Here is a 14,728-nt window from a genome sequence, read left to right as displayed (position 1 = left end):
GGATGGGCGTGACCGCGGGGGCGACGCGACGGGGCGTGCTGGCGTCGAGCCTGGCGCTCTCCGCCGCCGCCGCGCCCGGAGCCGGCCAGGCGGCCTCGACCGCGCCGGCCGACCTCCACTGGCTGGGCGACGCCCCGCTGGCTGTGGCGGCCGGCGCGGTCTGGGGCGCGCCCTGGCCGCGCGGGACCCTGGCCAAGACGGCCCCGCTGAGGGCGGTCGCCGAGGATGGGGCGACGGTTCCGCTGCAGACCTGGCCCCTGGCCTATTGGCCCGACGGCTCGGTCAAGTGGACCGGCCATGCGATCGCCGGACCGGGGCCGGCGGGTCCCTTCCGCATCGAGCGCGGCAAGCCGGCCGCGCCGGCGAGGCCGGTGACGGTCCGCGAGACGCCCGATCTGGTCGAGATCACCGCCGGCGACCTGGTCTGCCGGCTGCCGCGGTCGGGGCGGTCCCTGATCGCCCAGGTCCTGGTCAAGGGCCGCGAGACCCTGCGCGACGGCCGGCTGGTCTGCCTGTCGCGAGACACGCCGCCCGGCGAGGCCGGGACCGTGACCACCGAGACCTTCGACAGCGTGGTCGAGGCGGTGACCGTCGAACAGCGCGGTCCGGTCCGGGCCGTGGTCCGCCTCGACGGCCGCCACCGCTCGGCGGCGGGCCGGGCCTGGCTGCCGTTCACGGTGCGGGTGGCGGTCGACGCGGCCGGCGGGCTGAAGCTGACCCACAGCTTCGTCTTCGACGGTGACGCCGCTCATGACTTCATCGCCGGCCTGGGCCTGCGCTTCGCGGCGCCGCTGACCGACGAACTGCACAACCGCCACGTCCGCTTCGCCGGCCAGGATGGCGGAATCTGGGGCGAGGCGGTGCGCAACCTGCCGGGCTGGCAGCCGGCCAAGTTCGCCCTGGCCAGCCGCTTCGCCGACCAGCTGGAGGGCCGCGCCGTACCGGCCCTTTCAGAGATGGACGCCAAGACCCGCGATCAGCTGCTGACCGTGCCAGCCTGGGACGGCTTTCGCCTGTTCCAGGGCGATTGCGACGCCTTCACCATCGACAAGCGCACCGGCGCCGACAGCGCCTGGCTGCGGGCCGACCAGGGCGGCCGGGCGGCGGGCCTGGGCTATGTCGGCGGCGTCTCGGGCGGGGTCGCCTTCGGCCTGCGCCATTTCTGGCAGCGGCATCCCACCGGCCTGGAGATCACCGGCGCGACGGGCGATGCGGCTGCCGTCACCCTGTGGCTGTGGTCGCCCCAGGCCCAGCCGATGGACCTGCGCCACTACAGCGACAAGGCCCATGGCCTGGAGATCCAGTACGAGGACGTCGAGCCTGGTCACAGCACGCCGCTGGGCATAGCCCGCACCAATGAGATCTTCCTGTGGCCGCTGGCGGCGACGCCGTCCCGCGCGGCCCTGGCGGCCCTGGCCGGCCATGTCGTCGCCCCGCCCCTGCCGGTCTGCGCCCCGGCCCGTTACCAGGCCTGCGGGGTGTTCGGGGCCTGGAGCCCGGTCGACCGCTCGACCCCGGTCAAGGCCCGGCTGCAGGACGAGCTCGACCGCCTGGCCGGTTTCTACCTGCGCGAGGTCGAGCAGCGGCGCTGGTACGGGTTCTGGGACCACGGCGACGTCATGCACACCTACGACCAGGACCGCCACGCCTGGCGCTACGACGTCGGCGGCTATGCCTGGGCCAATAGCGAGCTGGTGCCCGACCTGTGGTTCTGGACGGCCTGGCTGCGGTCGGGCCGCGCCGACCTGTTCCGCCACGCCGAGGCCATGACCCGCCACACCGGCGAGGTCGACGTCTATCACCTGGGGCCGTTCAGGGGCCTGGGCTCGCGGCACAATGTCAGCCACTGGGGCGACGGGGCCAAGGAGGTGCGGATCAGCCAGGCCCTGCTGCGCCGCCACTACTATTATCTGACGGCGGACGAACGCACCGGCGACCTGATGGCCGCGGAGGTCGACGCCGACCACGCCCTGGCCGCCGTCGACCCGGTGCGCAAGCGGCTGGAGAAGTCGGCCTGGCCGACCCACGCCCGCACCGGCCCCGACTGGTTCGCCGTCGCCAGCAACTGGCTGGTCGCCTGGGAGCGGACCGGCGACCGGCGCTGGCGCGACAGGATCGTCAAGGGCCTGGACGCCATCGCGGCCTCGCCGCTGGGCATGTTTTCGGGTCCCGGCTTCGGCTACGACCCGGCCACCGCGACCCTGGCCGACATCGGCGGCGCCTTGGCCACCAGCTATCACCTGGTGACGATCATGGGCGGGGCCGAGTTGGTGTTCGAGCTCGACGGCCTGATCGACGATCCGGCCTGGTCCAGGACCTGGACGCGGTTCTGCGCCTATTACAACGCCCCGCAAGCCGAGCGCCAGGCGGCGCTGGGCCCCAAGGCGACCGACCGGCTGTTCGGCTATCCGGTCTGGCACGCCCGCCTGACCGCCTGGGCGGCCCGCCAGCTCAACGACCCGGCCCTGGCCCGCCGCGCCTGGGACGAGTTCCTCACCGACCGCGACGGCCAGCCCAGCCGCCCGCCGCCGATCACCCGGGTGTCCGGCCCGGCCGTGCTCGACCCTGTGGATGAGATCGCCAACGTCTCGACCAATCAATCGTCGCAGTGGTCGCTGAACCTGATCGAACTGCTGGCCCTGGTCGGGGATGCTGTACCGGAGCGGTTGCCGGAGGGGTGGTGAGGGAGCAGCGAAGCTGGGGACCATCCGACGCTCGATCACCACGCGTAACCTGGAACCAACCCGACACCCGAACATTTTAGCCGCCTTACGCAGGAGCATGGCGATTTTCATCGTTCTTGGGGCAAGCGGCCACGTCGGTTCCGCCGCTACGACGGCGCTGCTCGAAGCAGGACAACCTGTCACGGCGGTCCTCCACGATCCGGCCAAGGCCGCGGACTGGGAGGCGCGAGGCGCCAAGACTGCGGTTGTCGATGTGCGCGACAGCGATGCGTTGCGTGAAGTGTTCAAGACGGGCCAGCGCGCATTTCTGCTCAATCCCAACGCCGATATCGCGACCGACACCGATCAGGAGGAACACGCCACGGTACGCGGCATCGTCAAGGCGCTCGACGGGTCCGGCCTGGACAAGGTGGTGGCCGAGTCCACCCTCGGCGCCCAGCCTGGTGAGCGCTGCGGCGACCTCAATGTGCTCTACGATTTTGAACAGGCGCTCGCCGCCCAGCCGATCCCGGCGGCCGTGCAACGGGCGGCGTATTACTTCAGCAACTGGGACATGCAGCTGGAAGAGGCCAAGGGCGGTGTTCTAACGACCATGCTTCCAGCCGACCTCAAGATCCCGATGGTGGCGCCGGAGGACCTGGGGAGGGCCGCGGCCCGGCGCCTCAGGGAGCCTGCGCACGATGAACATGTTTCCGAAGTTGAAGGGCCGGAACGCTACTCGCCACGGGACGTCGCCGAAGCTTTCGCCGAAGCGCTGGGGCGGCCGGTCGAGGTCGTGGTTACGCCGCGCGACCAGTGGGTGGAGGCCTATCGGAAGCAGGGCTTTTCCGAGGCGGCGGCTCAATCCTATGCGCGCATGACCGCCGCCAGCGTCGACAGCGGCTTTGAAAGGCCGAAATCGCCCGAGCGTGGCCAGGTCACACTGAAAACCTACGTCCGAGCACTGGTGGACCGGACGAGCGGGATGTCGGCGTCGCAATCACAATCCTGACCTTGCCCGAAATCGGGCGATTACGGTGACAGTGCACTAATTGGCGCCGATCGGCCAGTCGCCCCCGCGGGCGCAGGTCGAAGCGTGAATAAGTGCACTGTCACTGTAATACTTGCAGTAAAAGGCGCCGTTACGGGAATCGGGGCGTTCGGCCGAGCCACTCGACGATGTTGATCAGCAGCTGCTTGTCCTGCTTCGCCGATGGCAGGCCGAACCCGTAAGGCGCGCCTTTCACGAGCTGATTAGTGAAAAGGGCGGCCTCGCTGATCACGACCACACGTCCATTGCCGTAGCTGAGCGCCGCGCCCCTGAGATCAAGACGGGTGGCGGGGCGCCGCCGGACCGCTGGATCGAACTTGCCGGCCACCTCTGGATAAAGGAGCGCCCACCCTTCATCCAACGTCATGATCGGCAAGGCGGTGGCCGGGGCGCGGAACGAGGAGCCCATGAAGGTCTGAACCTCGGTAACGGCGGGTCCCCGGCCCAAGCCGCGGGTGACGGCGTTGTCGGCCAGCGTCTTCGCGTCTCGGCTGAAAATCTCGACGGTCAGGCCGTCGCCCTTGACGGCATAGGCGTTGTCGAACGCGAAGCCGAACACGCCCGCAAGGTCGCTGGCGGCGCCGGCGAAGGGCATGTGGTCGGCGATCAGAAACAGGGCCCGCCACCCTGAACCCAGGTTCTGACGGCCTCGATCTCGGCGCTATCGAACGCGGATGGTGTTGGCAGCTCCCAAGCATCCACATTGGACGAGGCGAGCGGGTTGGAAATGACCAGCACATCCATATCGGCGAGCACGCCAGGCTCGAAGCGGCCCGCCGATGGGACGACACGGAAACCGTCATTCTTCAGCACGGCCCCGAACGGCGCATAGCGCCCCTCGAGGGTGTGATAATTGTTGTGACCTTCGTCGATAGCGACGACCGGTCCAGTTTCGGTGCGATAAGCAGGGTGTGTGACGGAAACATCCGTCTCGGGGTTTACGATAGCCTGGGCCGCCACCCGGGGCGCCATCGCCGTCAGAGCGAGGGCAGCAGCTATGCCTGGAAAGACTATTTGCATTGCGTCAGTTAATCGGACCCCGAGAAGGTCCGCAACGGGCCGAAAATTGTCATCTGCGCCGGTCCTGCAAGCGGACCCGGAGCGGCGCTGCCCGAGAGCGGAGCTTTCCATCGACCCAGAAGGGCGGTGAGCGGATATTGCGCCCTGATCGTCCCCGGCATGACGAAACGAGCTATGCTAGAGAGTGAGCGCCCGGCGACGCCTTGTCTCCTTCCGGCCGGAAATCGCCCCCTGGGGACCTGAAATCCATGCGCGTCGCCATCGCCTCGGACCATGCCGCCGTCGGGCTCAAGGCCGAGCTGGTCGCGTGGCTGACGGGCGAAGGCCATGTGGTGACGGACCTTGGACCAGAGGGCGACGCCAGCGTCGACTATCCCGATTATGGCTACAAGCTCGCCGAGCACATGGCGGCCGGCCAGTCCGAGCGCGGGATCGCGCTCTGCGGCTCTGGCGTCGGCATCTCCATCGCGGTCAATCGCCATCCGGCCTGCCGTTGCGCGCTGGTCAACGAGCCTGTCGCCGCGGCGCTCAGCCGGCAGCACAACGACGCCAATGTCATCGCCCTCGGCGCCCGCCTGGTCGACCTCGATGGGGCCAAGGCCTGCATCGCCGCCTTCCTCGCGACCGCGTTCGCCGGCGGCCGTCATGGCCCGCGCGTCGAAAAGCTCGGCGCGCCGCCGGTCGCAGCCGCGTGAGCCTCAAATCCCCGTCTCCCCGGCCCTCAGGTCGCGCAAAGCGCGCCTCAGGATAAACTTCGGCCGGGGCCCAGGTGAAACCCGCGAGCCGCTCCGGATGAATCTGGGTCCCGGCCTTCGCCGGGAAGACGGAAGAAGGGGCGCATGGATCTAAAACTAGTAGCTCTAAAGCTTCCACCTAGCCGGCCGGGCAAGCTCAGCGCGTAAGGGCGAACACCCGAAACTCCCTCATCCGCAGATGGCTCTGCGTCGTCCGCAGGCCGAACCAGCCGCTCGTGTAGGGCTCGGGATCGCGAAGCTCGAACAGCTTGCGGCCGTCGCTCCAGTACTGGATCAGCTCGCCGTCGGCGACCAGGCGCACGGTGGTCCAGCGGTTGGGAGCCAGCATCTCGGCGGCGGCGGCGTGGTCGTGCTGCGGCAGCAGGGGCCGCTGGCCGGGGCGGCCGACATAGCGGCGGAAACGGGTGGTGGTGTTGCCGTTGCCGCCCTGGCCGACATAGTAGGTCTTCAGGGTGTCATAGTCGGCGAAGGCCCCGGTGCGCGGATGGGCCAGGGGGCTGTCGCCCGAGATTTCCCGCGCCATCCAGAAGGCGTTGAGGTCGCTGACCCGGTCGTTGGGGCCGCCAGCCGACACCGCCTGGGCCTGGTATTGGATCATCACCGGCCCGACCAGTTCGGGGCGGAACCACAGGGTCAGGCCGGCCGGCGCGTCGAGGTCGAGCACGCCGTCGGCCGCCGCCACGCGAGCCGGCTTCTCGGCCTCGATCGCCCACCGGCCGAGGCTGTGGCGGAAATCATCCGTATAGAGATGATGTCCGACCCGATAGGGCCCGGCGGCCAGGGCCGGCGCCGCGCCTAGCCCGGCCAGGCCGGCGACGACCGCCCGGCGCGACGGGGAGCCGCTCATCGCCGCAGCGCCTCCGGCGCGCGACTGGCCGCCTCCGGGCCAAGTCGGCGGGGCGGATCGGCGACCAGGGCGGTGACGGATTCGGCGACGATCGGCCCCGCGCCCTCGGTCCAGGCCAGTTCCAGCCCGGTCAGGCGCGGGCTGCGGGCCGACTGCAGCAGGATCGGCGGCCGCTGGTCGGGGGTCAGGGTCTCGATACGGACATTGTCCAGCCGCAGGCCGTCGACATGTCGGGCCCACAGGCCGTAGGCCGGGGTCGGGCCGAACATGCTGGGCTCGGGATAGGCCTCGGCCAGGTCGCCCGGCCGCCGCGCCGCCAGCGCCGCCGCGCCGCCGCCGCGATAGACCAGGCGGATGTCGGCCAGGCTGACGTCGACGATCGGATCGCCCGGCAGGCCGGCGAGGGTCGCGGCGTAGTCGGGCAGGATGTCCCAGGCGGTCAGGTTGCGAACGCTGATCCGCCGCATCGCCCCGCGCGTCGTGCCCTCCGGCCCGCGCCGCCGGTCGCCCAGCCGCAGGAACAGCGGGGCGGTGGTGACCTCGCGCATGACGATGTTGCGGATGGCGACGTCCTCGATCACCCCGCCGTCGACGGTCTCCAGGGCCAGGCCGCGCGAGCGGTCGAACTGGCAGTCGCTGATGGTGATGTGGCGGAAGTCGCCATTGGACTCGGTGCCCAGCTTGATGCGGCCGGTGACGCGGTCCTGGTCGGGGGCCAGTTGCTGGGTGCGCCCCAGCGTACCGTCCAGCATCGTGCCCAGGTCGAAGCCGCTGACCTGGCAGCGGGTGATCTCGACCCGCTCGGTCGACCGCACGGCGCCGAGGGCCAGCGAGCTTTTCAGCACGATGGCGTCGTCATTGGGCGTGTTGACCCGGCAGTCGGCGACCAGCACGTCGCGGCAGCCGTCGAGGTCGATCCCGTCGCGGTTGGTGTCGATGCGCAGGTTGGTGATGGCGAGGTCGTCGCAGCCGGTGGCCAGCATCGCGAAATGGCCGCCGCGATAGACGGTGAAGCCGTCCAGCCGGACACGGCGGGCGCCTTTCAGGGCGATGGCCTTGTTGCCCTGGCCGGCCATGGCCTCCAGGCCCGGCGACAGGATCGCCATCGCCTCGGGCGACAGCTGGGCCATGCTGAGCGGGAACTCGCCGGCCTGGCGGCTCCAGCGCGAGCCGGGGCCCTCGCGGGTCAGGCCCAGGCCGTCGATCTTGCCCGGGCCGAGGATGGCGACGTCCTCGACGTCCTCGCCCCAGATCAGGCTGTTGCGCCAATGGCTGTGGCCGAAGTCCTGGTAGAGGTCGAAGGGATTGGGCTCGGCCGGGTCGTAGGTCCCGGGGTGGCGGGCCGGGTCGGCGGCCTCCAGCACGCAGCCCGCCTCCAGCCGCAGGGTGACGCCGCTGAGCAGGCGCAGCGAGAACGACAGGTAGCGCCCGGCCGGCAGGGCGACCACGCCGCCGCCCGCCGCATGGGCCGCGGCGATCGCGCGGTTGAGGGCGTCGGTGTCCAGCGTCGCGCCGTCGCCCCGCGCTCCGAAGGCGCGAACGTCGAGTGCCGGCGGGCTCATGCGAACAGCCCGTGCCGCTTCAGGAACAGGCTCAGCAGCTCGGCCGAGGGCATCGGTCCGGCCTGGCCGCTGACCCCCAGGCCGTGGCCGCCGGCCTCGAAGACGTGCAGCTCGCTGGCGATCCCCTTGGCGCGCAGGGCCTGGAACATCAGCAGGCTGTTCTCCATCGGCACCACCTTGTCGTCGGCCGCGGCGGCGATGAAGGTCGGCGGGGCGTCGGCCGGGATGTCCTGCTCGGCCGAGATCGCCCGCCGGGCGGCGTCGGTCGGGGCCGGGCCCAGCAGGTTCTTCAGCGAGCCGCCGTGGGCGTAGGGGGCGGTCAGGGTGATCACCGGATAGAACAGGGCCGCGGCCAGCGGCCGCGTCGGCAGGCGGTCGGCGGCGTCGAGCGGGGCGTAGCTGTCGGTCGCAAAGCGGGTCGCCAGCCGCGCGGCGACATGGCCGCCGGCCGAGAACCCGGCCACGGCCACCCGGGCCGGGTCGAGGCCGAACTCCGGGGCCCGGGCGCGGATCAGGCGGATGGCGCGCTGGGCGTCCTGCAGGGCCACGTCCGGTCCCGCCGCCCAGCCGTCGGCCGGCAGGCGGTAGTCCATCACGAAGGCGGTGATCCCCTGGCGGGCGAACCAGGCGTCGATGCCGCCGCCGGCCTTGCCGACCGCCACCCGCTGGTAGCCGCCGCCGGGGATCATCAGCACCGCCGCGCCGTTCGGCCGCTCGGGCCGCCGCATCATCAGCCACGGCTTGCGGACATGGACGAAGGCGGTGTCGTTGGGATCGCCGCCCGGGGTGCGCAGGACCACCTGCTCCTCGACCGTGACCCGCTCGCCGCCCGGCGGCGGACCGGGCCAGAGGTCGCCGAGCTGGACGACGGAAGGGTCCTGGGCTCGGGCCACGGCCGGCGTCGCCACCGCCGCGGCGGCGCCCAGGCCCAGCAGGGCGCGACGGTCGAAACCGCTGTCAGTTGCCACGCGGGGTCTCCTGGCTGCGGGCGGCGCTGGGCGCCATGACGAAGCTGTCGGGGGCCGGCGGACGGGCCAGGTCGAACGGCGGCAAGTCGTCGGCCAGGTGGCGGGCCAGGTCGGGGACGGCGCTGCGCACCCCCTCGACCACGCAGCGGGCCAACTGATAGGCGCCGTAATTGTTGTGGTGGGTGGCGTCCTTGCCGCCGTCGGCGAACGCCTTCCAGGCCTGGTCCGGCCCCAGGGCCTCGTAGAACGCCGCGCTCATGTCCAGCAGGTCGATCAGCGGCGCGCCGGTGTCGCGCGCCACCGCGCGGACCGCCGCGGGATAGTCGCCGTGGGTGTTGATGATCTTGCCCGCCGCGTCGAACCTGCGGCGATGGGGCGAGGTCACCAGCACCGGGGTCGCCCCGCGCCGCCGGGCCTCGCCGATATAGACCTTCAGATAGTCGCGATAGGTGGTGGCGGCCTCGACATAGGTCTGCGGCCACTGGACCTTCTGGTCGTTGTGGCCGAACTGGATCAGCAGCCAGTCGCCGGGCTTGATGCGGCTGAGCAGCTTGTCCAGCCGCCGCTCGACCAGGAACGCCTTCAGGGTCTCGCCGGACTCGGCGTGGTTGGCGACCGAGACCTGCGGCTTGAAGAACCGCGGCAGCATCTGGCCCCAGCTGGCCCCCGGCTCGGACCGCTGGTCGGTGACGGTGGAGTCGCCGGCCAGGAACACGGTCGGGACGACGACCGGCTCAATCCGCAGCCGCCGCAGGGCCGGGACGGGGCCGCAGAACTCCAGGGTCAGCTTGTCGTCCCAGTCGTAGGACCCTTCCTCGCGCGGATTGAGCAGGACGCGCACCCCGCCCGGGGCGTTGGGCGGGGGGGCCGTCAGCACCGGGCTGCGGACATTGACGACGCAGTCGACGGTCGTCGTCCGGCCGGGGCGGGTGACGACCCGCTCCAGCATCAGCCGTCGAGACTCGGTCTTGACGGTGGTGTCGGAGGCCGGCCCGCCGCCGAGCTCCAGCGTCACGCGGTAGTCGCCGTCGGGCGCGGCGACCGAGAACAGGAAGGGGGACACGCCGGCGACCGGTTCGAAGCCGTAGCCGACCGCGGGGCCGTAGAGGCTGTCCCGTGCGACCCTGACATGGCCCGGCGCGGTCGGCCCGTCGCCGAAGTCGAACGCCCATCCCTGCATCGGCTTGACCGGCTCCTCCGCCCGGGCGCCCGGCGTCCAGGCCGGCGTGACGGCGAGGGCGGCCAGCAGCGCGCGTCTGTCGAAGATCACGGCGACGCCTCCCTAGCGATCTTTGTCGCGCTTCACCGTTCGATTGATAGCGGCGGGCGCGGGGCGGCGCAACAGGTTTCACATTGCAGAATATGATCCCGGAAAATGGGAGTTGAGGCGATGGTCAGGACCGTCGACCGACCGCCAGCTTGCGGGCCTTGACCTTCACCCGCAGCACCCGATGGTTGGACGACATGTAGAGATGGCCGTCGGCGGCCAGCTCGCAATTGGAGATCACGTCGTCGGCGCGGACGATCCCGATCCTCCGGCCGGCCGGGGTGAAGATCGAGATCCCGTCTCGGCTGGAGGCCCACAGGTTGCCGCCGCGGTCGACCTTCAGCCCGTCGCCGCCCGCCACGCCGCTGGCGGCCCGGTCGACAAACTGCCGGCGGGCGGTCGGAAAGCCCTTGGCGTCCAGGCTCCAGGCCACCCAGCCGGACTTGCGGTCGGTGGCGTAGAGCGTGCGGCCGTCGGGCGACAGGCCGACGCCGTTCGGCTCGATCGTGCGGTCGACCAGGGTCAGGCTGTCGTCGACGCCCAGCCTATAGACGCCGGCGAAGTCCGTCTGGCGGTAGGGCGAACTCCAGTCGCCCTTCAGGCCCCAGGGCGGATCGGTGAAATAGATCGTCCCGTCGCGGGCCAGGACCAGGTCGTTGGGGCTGTTGAGCCGCTTGCCCTCGAAACTGGCGGCCAGGACGGTCTTCTTCTTGGTCTTCAGGTCGATGCGCGAGACGCAGCGATTGCCGCTGTCGCCGACCACCAGCCCGCCGCGGGCCAGGATCAGGCCGTTGGCCCCGGCCTCGCGCAGGGCTCCGGTCTCGGGACCGGCATAGCCCGACGGGGCCAGCCACACCGCCCCGCCGCGGTCCGGCGACCAGCGCAGGATCCGGTTGGCGGGCACGTCGGAGACCAGCAGATAGCCGTCGACGCCGCCGACCCAGACCGGGCCTTCGCTCCAGGTGAATCCGTCCAGCACCTGCTCGACCGGCGCGTCGGCCTCGACCAGGGCGTCGAGGGCCGGATCCAGCCGCTCGACCTTGCCGACCACGGGATAGGACGCGGGCTGGGCGAGGGCGGGGCCGGCGGCCAGGCCGGCCAGGATCGCGGCGGCCGCGCGCCGACGGGACAGGAGCGGGGTCATGGGGCCAGGGTCTCCTCGGCCGGTTTGTCGATAGCGGGCTCGGCGCGGGCGTTGAGCCGCCGCGCCACCAGGGCCCCGGCGATGAACAGCGCCCCGACCACCAGGAACGAGGCGGCGCGGACCACGCCGTCCAGGGTGGCCATGTCGAACAGCAGCACCTTGCCGGTCGTCAGCAGCAGGACGACCAGGCCCAGCCAGCGCAGGGCGACGTCCTTGCGGGCCGAGGCGCGGAACAGCACGATCAGGCCGAACGCCGCCCACACCGCCGAGAAGGTCCAGGTCTCCAGCCCGCCGCGGTCCAGGCCGTCACGCATGCCGGTTCCTTCGAAGGCCCAGCGGACCAGCAGGGTGACCAGGGCGAACAGCACGCCGACCGCCACGCACAGGGCCGTGCGGGCGAAGGCCCCGCCGCCGCGCCGCAGGACCAGGGCGGCGGCCGCGCCGACCGCGTACAGGGCCAGGATCAGCGCCACGTGCGCGTTCGAAACCGGCGGCGCGTCGAACGGTCCCCACCACGGACTGGCCAGCCAGCCGAACACCAGGCCAGCCAGGCCCAGGGCGATCCAGCCGGCGGCCGGCGCCGCGGCCCGCAGCCAGGCCCCGCGCGGAATGTCCAGGCGTGGGGTCAGCAGGGCCCGGGCGGTCAGCAGGACCACCAGGGCGTGGATGCAGGCCTCGGCCCGGCCGACCGGCGGCGCGCCGAGGTCCAGGCCGTGGAAGGCGGTCCGCACCAGCAGGGCGACCAGAGCGAGGCCCAGGCCGACGGCGATGCAGAGGGCGGCCCGGGCCAGGTCATCGCCGCGCTTCAGGGTGAAGGCGGTTGCGGCTCCGGCGGCGTAGAGGGCCAGCAGCAGGACCAGCTGCAGGGGCGAGGCCATGGCGGCGGCGAATGGTCCCCACCACGGATGGGCCAGCCAGCCGAACACCAGGGTCGCGACGGCCAGGGCGGTCCAACCGACGGCGGGGGCGGCGGCGCGCAGCCAGGCGGTGCGCTCGCCGTCCAGCCGGCCGACCTGGAAGGCCCGCGCGGTCAGCAGCCCGATCAGGGCGTAGGCGCAGCCCTCGACCCGGCCGATCGGGACGTCATGCATCGCCGCGCCGGGGTGAAAGCCGTGGCGCACGGTCATCACCGCCCACAGCAGGGCGAAGACGGCGGCGGCGGCCATCCAGCCGCGGGTCCAGACGTCCCGGGCCTCGGCTCGGCGATAGGCGATGGCGGCCAGCAGCAGGGCCGGGGCCAGAAAGATCAGGATCAGGTCGTTGAGCACCGGCAGGCCGCCCGACAGCGCGCCCAGGCCCCACCAGGGGTTCAGGGCCAGGCCGCCGGTCAGCAGGCCGTGGACCGCGCCGACGGTGGTCACCAGGATCAGCCGCCAGCGGGCGATCGGGCCGTCGTCGGGGCGGCCGCGCACGGCCAGCAGCAGTCCGGCCGCCAGCACCAGGGCGGTGCGCAGCGCCGCTTCCAGCAGGGCGTTGACGTTCGCCGCCGGTCCGCCGAGCCGAGCCAGCAGCGCGTGCAGGACCAGGAAGGCCCCGGTCAGCACGACCAGCAGGGCGGCGGTCGACAGGGCCTCGGCCTCGGTGCGGTGGTCGGCCAGGCGTCCGCCGACGATGCGGGCGGCGGCCAGCAGGGCGGCCGCAGCGACCGCGGTGACGACGGCGAGCAGGGGCAGGGACAGGCGGCCAGAGACGGCGTCGTCGACGAAGTCCGGGCGCAGCATCATCGCCAGGGCGACCAGGCCCCCGGCCACGGCCGTGGCGGCCAGGCCGCGCCAGGCCAGGCGGTTGGCGATCGCCGCCAGGGCCAGGCCGCTCAGAGCCAGGGCGGCGGGTTCGAAAGCGCTCGGGGCCGTGGCGTGGACGGTCAGGAACAGCAGCTCGGCGGCGGCGGCGACCCATAGGCCCAGGCCCGCGTCGCGGCGGACGTCCTCAACGCGGCGAGCGATCACGACCGTCCCGGTCGCCAGCAGCAGCGCGCTCAGGCCGGCCAGGACGCTGCCCAAGGATCCGGGTCCGTGGTCGAAGGTCGAGCGGGCGAAGGTGGCGATGACCGCCGCCCCGACCGCGGAAACGGCAAGAAGGGTGGTGCGGGCCTTGGCCTGGCTCCGCAGCGCCGCCCCCAGGCCGGCGGCGGCGATCACCGCCACCAGGGCGAACACCGCGCCCAGCGCGCCGACCGCCGCGGTCGACGGCTGGCGGAAGGCCAGATGGCCGACCAGGTCCAGGGTCGTGGCCGCCACCGGCGCGGCGAAGGCGCTGGCCGGGACCAACCGCAGCACGGTCATGGCCGCGCCGGCCAGGACCAGCAAGGCGCCGAACCCGACGCCGAGCATCGGCAGATGGCCGGCCTGGACCGGGTCGGTCCACAGCAGCAGCGACCCGACGCTGACCGCGAACAGGGCGATCATCGGCAGGCGCGCGAAGAGGTCGGGGGCTGGAGCCGTCTCGGCGCTGCGGCGACGCCACAGCACCGCGGCGACTGGGCCGGCCAGGGCCAGCGCCAGCAGGATCGCCGCGTCGAGCTGGCGGTCCTGCCCCAGCGCCGCCAGGGTCCAGGCCAGCAGGCCGGCCAGGGTGACCAGGCCGCCGCGCGCCCAGCGGCGCAGGGCGTTGATCGCCGCGCCGGTGACGCCCAGCAGGCCGAGATAAGCCTCCAGCGCCACCGGCGACCAGGCGCCGGCCCCGGTCATCCACGGGGCCAGGAAGGCGCCGAACAGGGCCAGCAGGGCCAGGGCCTCGCCATGCAGCAGCGACAGGGCCAGCAGGCCCAGCGACACCGCCGCCGCCAGCCCGCCGGCCACCGGCAGCGGGATCAGGCCGTAGAGCGCATGGGCGGCCCAGACCGCCCCATAGAGAGTGACCGCGCCGGCCCCCGCCGCCGCGGCGGCGGCCAGGGCGTGGCGGCCGCCGGGGGCGTCGTTCTGGCGGCGGATCCATTCGCTGGCCGCGATCATGGCCAGGCCGAGGACGGCGGCGGCGATGATCCGGAACGGCGGGGTGAAGACCCCGCGCTGGGCGGCCAGCACCACCAGCAGCAGGCCGCCGAGGGCCAGGCCGCCGCCGCCCAGCCAGGCCAGGCCGTTCTCGGCCAGCCAGGTCGAGGCCGCCGCCCAGGTGATCGCCGGACGCGGCGGCGACGGCGGGCGCGGGGTCAGCAGCGGCGGCGGAGCGGGCGCGGGGGCGGTTGCAGCCGGGGCGGGCGTGGACGCGGGGATGTAGGCGGGCCTGTAGGTCGGCGTGACCAGCTGGGCGGGTTCGGGCGCCGGCGCGGGCCGCGGCGGAGGGGTGTCATGGATCGGGGCGCTGACCGGCGCCGGTTCGCGCGCGACGACGACCGGCGGGGCGCTCGACAGCATCCGGACCTTGGCCTCGAGCTTCTCGAGCCGCTGGTTCTGGCGCAGCGCCCAGATCGCCAGCCCAATGATGATCAGCCAGGTCACGGCTACGCCCC

The 14,728-nt window shown here is 72.4% G+C and carries 11 protein-coding genes; 3 read left to right on the top strand and 8 right to left on the bottom strand.

Annotation, left to right across the window (positions count from 1 at the left end; all coding sequences use genetic code 11):
• The first annotated feature begins 2 nt into the window (after positions 1-2).
• A complete protein-coding gene (locus ACIPQB_RS01010) occupies positions 3-2,684 on the top strand; it encodes an exo-rhamnogalacturonan lyase family protein (protein WP_446483328.1) in 2,682 nt (893 codons plus the stop codon).
• A 97-nt stretch (positions 2,685-2,781) separates the two neighbouring features.
• Positions 2,782-3,675: an NmrA family NAD(P)-binding protein gene (locus ACIPQB_RS01005; RefSeq protein WP_446483327.1), complete on the top strand. Its 894-nt coding sequence runs from the start codon at positions 2,782-2,784 to the stop codon at positions 3,673-3,675.
• A gap of 130 nt (positions 3,676-3,805) precedes the next feature.
• Here ACIPQB_RS01005 and ACIPQB_RS01000 read toward each other — a convergent pair whose 3' ends face one another.
• Together ACIPQB_RS01000 and ACIPQB_RS00995 are read right to left on the bottom strand one after the other, a co-directional pair.
• Positions 3,806-4,309, bottom strand: coding sequence for a hypothetical protein (locus tag ACIPQB_RS01000; protein ID WP_446483326.1), 504 nt, complete (start codon positions 4,307-4,309; stop codon positions 3,806-3,808).
• A gap of 11 nt (positions 4,310-4,320) precedes the next feature.
• A complete protein-coding gene (locus ACIPQB_RS00995) occupies positions 4,321-4,674 on the bottom strand; it encodes a hypothetical protein (protein WP_446483325.1) in 354 nt (117 codons plus the stop codon).
• Positions 4,675-4,982: 308 nt separating this feature from the next.
• Here ACIPQB_RS00995 and ACIPQB_RS00990 point away from each other — a divergent pair, with 308 nt between their 5' ends.
• The gene (locus ACIPQB_RS00990) at positions 4,983-5,429 is read left to right on the top strand and encodes an RpiB/LacA/LacB family sugar-phosphate isomerase (protein WP_446483324.1); all 447 of its coding nucleotides are present in this window, start codon (positions 4,983-4,985) and stop codon (positions 5,427-5,429) included.
• Between the two features lie 196 nt (positions 5,430-5,625).
• On the opposite strand, the gene ACIPQB_RS00985 is transcribed toward ACIPQB_RS00990, so the two are convergent.
• From ACIPQB_RS00985 to ACIPQB_RS00960, 6 genes are all read right to left on the bottom strand, one after another.
• On the bottom strand, positions 5,626-6,336 hold the full coding sequence (locus tag ACIPQB_RS00985; protein ID WP_446483323.1) for a DUF6250 domain-containing protein: 711 nt from the start codon (positions 6,334-6,336) through the stop codon (positions 5,626-5,628).
• A complete protein-coding gene (locus ACIPQB_RS00980; protein ID WP_446483322.1) occupies positions 6,333-7,898 on the bottom strand; it encodes a rhamnogalacturonidase in 1,566 nt (521 codons plus the stop codon). Before ACIPQB_RS00980 ends, ACIPQB_RS00985 begins: the two co-directional genes overlap by 4 nt.
• Entirely contained in the window at positions 7,895-8,866 is a 972-nt protein-coding gene (locus tag ACIPQB_RS00975) for an alpha/beta hydrolase (RefSeq protein WP_446483321.1), read from the bottom strand. The genes ACIPQB_RS00980 and ACIPQB_RS00975 overlap by 4 nt, the downstream gene beginning before the upstream one ends.
• Positions 8,856-10,136 carry a rhamnogalacturonan acetylesterase gene (locus tag ACIPQB_RS00970; protein ID WP_446483320.1) on the bottom strand — a complete coding sequence of 427 codons (1,281 nt, stop codon included), beginning with the start codon at positions 10,134-10,136 and terminating at the stop codon, positions 8,856-8,858. Before ACIPQB_RS00970 ends, ACIPQB_RS00975 begins: the two co-directional genes overlap by 11 nt.
• A gap of 124 nt (positions 10,137-10,260) precedes the next feature.
• Positions 10,261-11,277: an SMP-30/gluconolactonase/LRE family protein gene (locus ACIPQB_RS00965; protein ID WP_446483319.1), complete on the bottom strand. Its 1,017-nt coding sequence runs from the start codon at positions 11,275-11,277 to the stop codon at positions 10,261-10,263.
• Positions 11,274-14,717 (bottom strand): DUF2339 domain-containing protein, encoded by a 3,444-nt coding sequence (locus ACIPQB_RS00960; RefSeq protein WP_446483318.1) that lies wholly within the window; start codon positions 14,715-14,717, stop codon positions 11,274-11,276. Before ACIPQB_RS00960 ends, ACIPQB_RS00965 begins: the two co-directional genes overlap by 4 nt.
• Positions 14,718-14,728 lie beyond the last annotated feature (11 nt).

Source organism: Caulobacter sp. LARHSG274, assembly GCF_052871235.1.
Note: the sequence above shows the minus strand (reverse complement) of the source record. Positions and strands in the feature narration are given on the sequence as shown.